The following is a 6,259-nucleotide window of genomic DNA, read 5'->3' on the forward strand; positions in this document are numbered from 1 at the left end:
GGAACGAGTGGTTCCTCATCGGGGGCTACGGTAGGCAGCCAGTCGAGCGGAAGCACTTCGGGGCAGGGCACCATGAGTCGGGGCAGAAAATCGGGTAGCAAGAACAAAAATCGCAAAAGCGGGGGCANCATNAANGGCAGCAGTTCGAGCGGTAACGGTACCAGTAGCAATGGTTCGGGAAGTAGTAGTTCGAACAATCGGAATGGCAATCAGTAGGCGAAGTTAATCTCCGCTATTACCAGAAAGGTAAGAAACGTCAGCTTGTCTTAACCAGTGCTGACGTTTCTTTTTCCTATCGATCCGTCGATAATTCCCTAACAGTCAAGAGTTTATTTAAAAAATAACCCTCAATCCGTATCCGTTTTTTTATTGCCGAACAATTCCCAAATGTAGGTAGCTGATTACTTCCGGTTGGCCTGATACCGATCCTCCTTTTAGAAACTACCACCCATTAACTCCCTATAGCATGAACAATTTGTGCGGACAAGACGCCACCATTCTGCGCAATTATCGAGGGGCTAAAATCCTGCTGATCGAAGATAATCCGGATCATCAACGCCTGATCCGGTCTGTACTTCAGTCCTGTATGCCGGGGGTCGAGTTGTTGACAGCCGCTACGGTCGAAGAGGCCCTTAGCTACCTGAACGAGTGTATGAACGTTCGGCCGCCTTTACCCCGCCTGATTCTGTTGGACATGTACCTGCCAGGCCGGGAAGAGGGATATGCCCTACTACAACAGGTGAAAGAGCCGACCTCGCCCTTCCGATTGATTCCCCTGACGTTGCTGAGCCAATCCGGCAATCCTGATGATATTCAGACTGCTTATCAGTTGGGTGCCAATTCGTACATCGTAAAGCCGGTCGATTATCTGCAATGGCTGGCTTACTTTGAGTCGCTACAGCAATACTGGCTACAGACGGTTACGTTACCTCATACGTAGGAAAGTCAAGCGATTTTTGTAGCGTGAATCGGCATCCGAATCCGAAACAGGGTGCCTCGACCCGCTTTCGTTTCCACATGTAGGCTAGCGTCCAGCATCTCGCAAAGCCGCTTGACGATCTGTAAACCAACGCCTTCACCCCCCACCCCCTGCTTAGCTTGCTGGGCCAGTTCGGGCCCGGCCGGTATCGCCTGATTCGCCGGAGGCAATGCCGGCCCCGGTTCAGTCTGGTCAGGATTGGCTGCGGACGATTCGCTGGGTGGCTTGAGTTGCCTGGCAAACAGGCCGGTTAGATTATCGGGTAAACCGGGCCCCGAATTCTGAATGCTAAACATCCATCGGTAGTCGCCTTCAATCGACCAGGACACCGCGATGTAGCCGGATGGGGTATACCTGAGCGCATTCAGCAGCAGGTTCTGCACAATCCGGTAGAGTTTAAGGCGGTCGGTTTCGACCATTAACGAAGCGGGCCCATCGGCCCCCAGGACTAAATTCCGCTCGGTGGCAATCGGCTGGGCATTGGCTACCATTTCCTGGAGCAACTGAGCCGCATCGAACGATTCGACCTGAAGCGTTTCTTCCCCCGCTTCCAGGCGGGATAGATCCATCAGCCCATCCAGCAGGGTATGCACACTGGCCAGATTGCGGTTCAACATCTCCATAAACTGAGTCCGTTCAGACTGGTCCAGGTTCTCGGTTTTGAGCAGGTAAGCCGCTGAGTTGATAATGCCAAAGCTGCCTCGTAAATCGTGGGAGGAGGTTCGCAGCATGTCCCCCCGCTGACGGGCCAGCTCGTCCATTTGATCGACGGCCTGCTGGAGGGTGGCCGCCCTCGATGCCGCTTCCAATCGCTGGAGTTCATCGTACTTCTGTACACTGCCATTCAGCGTTTGACTCATCAACTCCGCAATTTGCCCGTGCACCCACAACAGTAGTTGCGCATCGGTTTGAGGAGAGAGCGCCTGGAAAGCCTGTACTTCGTTGTAAAGTGTTTTGGCTAAGTGGTTTAGTTCCTGCATGGTTTCCCGCAGGCTGTGCGCTTTTTGCCAGCGGTGCAGACCATGAGCGGTGGCCGTCGAACCGGCATCAATCTGGGGTGCCTGGCTTAACAGCCGCTGTTCCAGAATATCTAAAATGACAGGGAGCAGATTATTGAACTCTTCCCGACTCATGGCGGAGACTTTGCCCAGAGTGGGGTCCTGTTCGCAGGCGGTTCGCCAGTGGTTGAGAATAACTTCGCGACGGGTAATTAAATAGGTGACCAGTTCAGCCAGCGGCTGAAGAGGATTAGCCCCGGAGGTTTCCATTAGGTAGTGGGTAAAAGACCAACATTCGGTTGTGCGGTTCGTTCCGGAAGTGGTGAGTCCCTACTGGGCTGCCAGGCGAAAAATAGCGGATGGCCAAAAGCCATGTCTCTACTCTACTGACCAAACGACGAATCATACAGATAGTTCTTTTTCACCAAATACGGATGAGCAAACGGTCCGGCGACAGGCGAAAGCGTTCTTTATTACGGACTTAATTCGGCAAAGAGACGATTCCATTGCTCCACAAACCGCAATAGACCAAACCGCTCCTGGGCTAACTTTCGAGCATTTTGTCCCATCCGGGCCGCTTCATCGGGGTTATCAAGCAAAAATTGCATTCGCCCGGCCAGCACGTCGACATCGTTGGAGACAAACCCATGCACGCCATTTTCAATCACGGTTGGCAGTTCGGTCGTGGCTAAGGCAACAATCGACATCCCAATCGTCATGGCTTCGATAACGGCTAATGGAAGGCTGCTGTAGCGCATGGGGCTAAACAAAAACCGGTACTCGGCTTGGGGTTGGAACAGTTGGGGACCTATGTACAGTCAGGAAAAATACGAAGCAGGTACAGTGGTGGTCGACATGGTCGATGCCCGCACCAAGCAGTTAATCTGGCGCGGTTCGGCACAGAACGCCATTGGTAATCCGACCCGAATTAAGGAGCAATTGGCCCGCGAGGTAACGCGCATTGTGGATCGCTTCCCGCAAAGGACCTGACCAATGGCCCACGTTTAGACGCCCCGACACTTGTTGCACACAGAAGATGTGATTTGCGCCGGTCTTTTTTCAGAAACAGGCCACTGTCTCACTCCCGTCGTATTTATTAAACAAGGGCCGTAGGTGAGTGTTTCCCCTCAATTGATAAACTAAATTAATTACAGGTTATGAAAACAATGGATGAGTTTATGGAACACACGATCCAGGATCTGTACTCGGCCGAACAGCAAGCACTGGAAGCAATGCCTCAACTGGCCCAACGGGTCCAAAGCGACCAACTGCGGCAGGCTTTTCAAGTTCACCAGCGCGAGACCGAAGGTCAGGTGAAACGGCTGGAGCAGATTGCCCAGCAATTAGGTATTGATCCAGACGGCGAAACGTGTATGGCCATGCAGGGGCTTATTGAAGAAGCCAATGACTTATTGGATCAACTGGAAGAGGGTCCAGTAGCCGACGCGGCCATCATTGGGGCGGCTCAGAAAATGGAGCACTACGAGATAGCCAGTTATGGTACGGCCCGCACGCTGGCACAGCAAACCGGCCTGGAGCAGATTGCCGATTTGCTGGAACAAACCCTGGAAGAAGAAAAACAAACCGATGAGAAGCTAACCACTATTGCGACCAGTTCGGTAAACCAGAAAGCGGCTCAGGAATAGAGCCGATCATCTGTTAATCAGGCAGAACCACCTGGCAAATGGTTCTGCCTGTATCACTATTACTTGAGCTTGTTTTTTGGAAAACGATGTACGGGCTAATGTTGACTCAGGTGGAGCACCTGCATGCGGCCTACGAGTGGGTGTTATTAATTAACTGTTATACATTGGTGGAGCATAGTCAGTATGACGCGGACGTAGCCTTTTTGACCACACACTTTATGCGTAAGAAACCGTTCAATCTACCTGAGTTTCTTCGGACGAATCCAGAAATCGTTCCGGCTTAAGCATTTTTTAGCACGGCTTCGATTTCCCTTATAGGTTACAGGCGTTTATCTGCTCCAGCGTCCCTTACCGGGCAATGACCTTGACTTCACGCGGATTGGGTGTGGAACCCCCAAGAGGCTACTAACGAAATGGTGCTTACGAACCGCTAATAAAATGACCATGAAACCGACAATAAACCCAGCAGAAGATAGTGCTGAAAAATACGAAGCCGCTTTTAGAAGAGGAGCTTATACAAGAACTGAAATGAAGGCCCTCGAACAGGAGTTGATAAATCGAAAAAGTGCTTGTTTAGCACTGCCCGGGGTGATGGTGGAGAAAGACAAACCGGATGAGAAAAAGGACAAAAAGCGCTCCACACCTGGCGCGTAATTCTTAGAAAAACTACCTGACACTCATTGACCAGTCCACTGATTAGTAATACCTGGTTCTAAAGACGACGTTGACGGGGATTCTCCTGGCCACTCCTTCGTATTTGGCCTAATGCTAAGCTAGCATAATGTTGGTGGATAGGCGAAGACCATTTCGCGCATTCATTTGACGTCCAGCCCAGACAATCCAATTAACCAGTTGATCTGGTTGGAACAGTATTCGATTACCCCTTTGGCAACGGTTGATTCCCGATTCGATAACTACTTTACCGGGTAGCCATTCCTTCAGCAATTCGGCCAGGGCCGTCGGCCGGATAGTGCCCGTAACCTATCCTTGCTTTTTACCGGAAAAGTCAAACCTTCTCCCTGCTGGGTAGTTAGGCAGCTAAACCAGTACGTAAATAACCAATGCGATGGAAAATCAGGAAGAAAACAACCAAAAAGCACTTGATCAAGTCGAAGAGGAATATAAGGATCAGAAAGTCGGTAGCAAGCAGGATAATGGTCCGAATCATGGTAGTGCTACGGGAGGGCGTAACACGAACTCCCATAAGGGAGGCAACAAGGGTGGCCACAGTGCAGGGGGCTCCACAGGGGGGTCAAAAGGAGGACATAGTAAGTAGATGTTACGCTAGTGTAGAAGGCTGTCCGCCCACTACCCTAGCGCAGGTAGTGGGTGGACAGCCTTCGGGCCAAGTTAGTCAGTCAGAGAAAATAACATAAGGCCCCGGCAGATTGGAACTGGCATCACCACACCTGTTTTTAGCCACATTACGAGTAACTTACTGAAGACCAGGGATTTTCTGGATTCCCCGCTCCTACTCTTTGTCGCTAATACACTAAGTTAACTACAAGCCTAAATAAGTAGTGTCCACTACTTACCTCAACGACTCAATTGAGTTTGAGTTATTACAGTGAGATGGCCGGGTTTATCGGCACACGGAACTTGCTTAATTTCGCAAGATCATGCAGTCACCAAACAACGCAAAAACACGGCGGAAATATGATGCCGATTTTAAAGCCGAAGTGCTGAAAATGTTGGCTAACGGCCAGACCGCATCTTACGTCGCCCAATCGTTGGGCATCTCCGAAAACATCATCTATCGCTGGAAAAACAAAAATCAAGTGGGCAAAAAAATATCGTTTTTCAGGCTGATCTGGCTCAGGAAAACCACCAGCTAAAGGAGCGGATTCGGCAACTGGAGACGGAACGGGAGATCCTAAAAAAAGCCCGCCGGGTGGCCCCGTTGAGCATTTTCAGCCGAGCGACCTGACCAAGCGCTACGAGTTGATTCAATTCTTGTCGGAGGAGTTTTCCGTTGAGACCCTTTGTCTGTTGTTGTTAGTGAGTCGATCCGCTTACTACCGCTGGAAACGGGGGGCTTCGTATCAGCCAACGACTCGGCAAGAAGATAATTCCAAGTTGGTCAAAGCTGTTTTTGGCGAACACAAACGGCGCTACGGTAGCCGACAGATCGTGGTCGAGTTAAAGGAAAAAGGGCATAGAATCGGTCGTTATCAAGTGAGAACAGTTATGAAAGCGGCTCATTTACAGGCCATTCAGCCCAAGTCATTTGTACCGCGCACGACTGAGAGCACCCATGGCAAAGGCTACTGCGGGGCCGCCCGTGCGGCCTAATCTGTTACTGGACTTGGCCTTTCCCGCCAGACCGAATGTGGTCTGGGTAAGCGACATCACCTATCTGCCTTTGGTCAATGGCCAATGGGCTTATCTGGGGGCCTGGATGGAGTGGTCCGCCACCGCGGCTATTTTCGCGCCGGATTGTAGGCTGGNGAGTGGATGACAATATGGAAGATGAGCTGATTTTGATACCGTTACGAACTGCGTTGCAGAACCGTTTGCCTGGGGAAGGTCTCATCATCCATTCTGACCGGGGTGGGCAGTACATTTCCAACGAGTATAAAGAATTAGTGCGCTTGTGGCGAATCAACCCCAGCATGAGCCGGGCTGATGACCCCTAT

General features: G+C 51.0%; 9 protein-coding genes. 7 read left to right on the forward strand and 2 right to left on the reverse strand.

Translation table 11 applies throughout. The features are described 5' to 3' along the window. The first annotated feature begins 466 nt into the window (after window positions 1-466). A complete protein-coding gene (locus B156_RS0123405; RefSeq protein WP_018622227.1) occupies window positions 467-940 on the forward strand; it encodes a response regulator in 474 nt (157 codons plus the stop codon). A gap of 5 nt (window positions 941-945) precedes the next feature. On the opposite strand, the gene B156_RS0123410 is transcribed toward B156_RS0123405, so the two are convergent. Then, complete coding sequence (locus tag B156_RS0123410; protein WP_018622228.1) at window positions 946-2,247, reverse strand: sensor histidine kinase; 1,302 nt, start codon at window positions 2,245-2,247, stop codon at window positions 946-948. A 203-nt stretch (window positions 2,248-2,450) separates the two neighbouring features. Further along, window positions 2,451-2,735, reverse strand: coding sequence for a glycosyltransferase (locus B156_RS0123415; RefSeq protein WP_018622229.1), 285 nt, complete (start codon window positions 2,733-2,735; stop codon window positions 2,451-2,453). Between the two features lie 52 nt (window positions 2,736-2,787). Here B156_RS0123415 and B156_RS0123420 point away from each other — a divergent pair, with 52 nt between their 5' ends. The 6 genes from B156_RS0123420 to B156_RS32675 form a co-directional block, all read left to right on the forward strand. After that, window positions 2,788-2,967: a DUF4136 domain-containing protein gene (locus tag B156_RS0123420; RefSeq protein WP_245563809.1), complete on the forward strand. Its 180-nt coding sequence runs from the start codon at window positions 2,788-2,790 to the stop codon at window positions 2,965-2,967. A 176-nt stretch (window positions 2,968-3,143) separates the two neighbouring features. Then, window positions 3,144-3,623 (forward strand): ferritin-like domain-containing protein, encoded by a 480-nt coding sequence (locus B156_RS0123425; RefSeq protein ID WP_018622231.1) that lies wholly within the window; start codon window positions 3,144-3,146, stop codon window positions 3,621-3,623. Window positions 3,624-4,067: 444 nt separating this feature from the next. Then, the gene (locus B156_RS0123435) at window positions 4,068-4,277 is read left to right on the forward strand and encodes a hypothetical protein (RefSeq protein ID WP_157627158.1); all 210 of its coding nucleotides are present in this window, start codon (window positions 4,068-4,070) and stop codon (window positions 4,275-4,277) included. A 965-nt stretch (window positions 4,278-5,242) separates the two neighbouring features. After that, complete coding sequence (locus tag B156_RS29770; RefSeq protein WP_040586275.1) at window positions 5,243-5,458, forward strand: transposase; 216 nt, start codon at window positions 5,243-5,245, stop codon at window positions 5,456-5,458. A gap of 106 nt (window positions 5,459-5,564) precedes the next feature. Beyond that, a complete protein-coding gene (locus tag B156_RS31575; RefSeq protein ID WP_157627159.1) occupies window positions 5,565-5,915 on the forward strand; it encodes an IS3 family transposase in 351 nt (116 codons plus the stop codon). 77 nt (window positions 5,916-5,992) lie between these two features. Further along, window positions 5,993-6,259, forward strand: a 267-nt coding sequence (locus B156_RS32675) for a DDE-type integrase/transposase/recombinase (RefSeq protein ID WP_157627160.1), incomplete at its 3' end; no start/stop codon positions are given.

Origin of the sequence: Spirosoma luteum DSM 19990 (assembly GCF_000374065.1) — a bacterium.
In the GTDB taxonomy this organism is placed as follows: domain Bacteria; phylum Bacteroidota; class Bacteroidia; order Cytophagales; family Spirosomataceae; genus Spirosoma; species Spirosoma luteum.

Coding starts and splice junctions, on each gene's coding strand:
- B156_RS0123425 (WP_018622231.1), top strand. CDS start 3,144: ATGGATGAGTTTATGGAACACACGATCCAGGATCTGTACTCGGCCGAA.
- B156_RS0123405 (WP_018622227.1), top strand. CDS start 467: ATGAACAATTTGTGCGGACAAGACGCCACCATTCTGCGCAATTATCGA.
- B156_RS0123415 (WP_018622229.1), bottom strand. CDS start 2,735: ATGCGCTACAGCAGCCTTCCATTAGCCGTTATCGAAGCCATGACGATT.
- B156_RS0123420 (WP_245563809.1), top strand. CDS start 2,788: ATGTACAGTCAGGAAAAATACGAAGCAGGTACAGTGGTGGTCGACATG.
- B156_RS0123435 (WP_157627158.1), top strand. CDS start 4,068: ATGAAACCGACAATAAACCCAGCAGAAGATAGTGCTGAAAAATACGAA.
- B156_RS29770 (WP_040586275.1), top strand. CDS start 5,243: ATGCAGTCACCAAACAACGCAAAAACACGGCGGAAATATGATGCCGAT.
- B156_RS0123410 (WP_018622228.1), bottom strand. CDS start 2,247: ATGGAAACCTCCGGGGCTAATCCTCTTCAGCCGCTGGCTGAACTGGTC.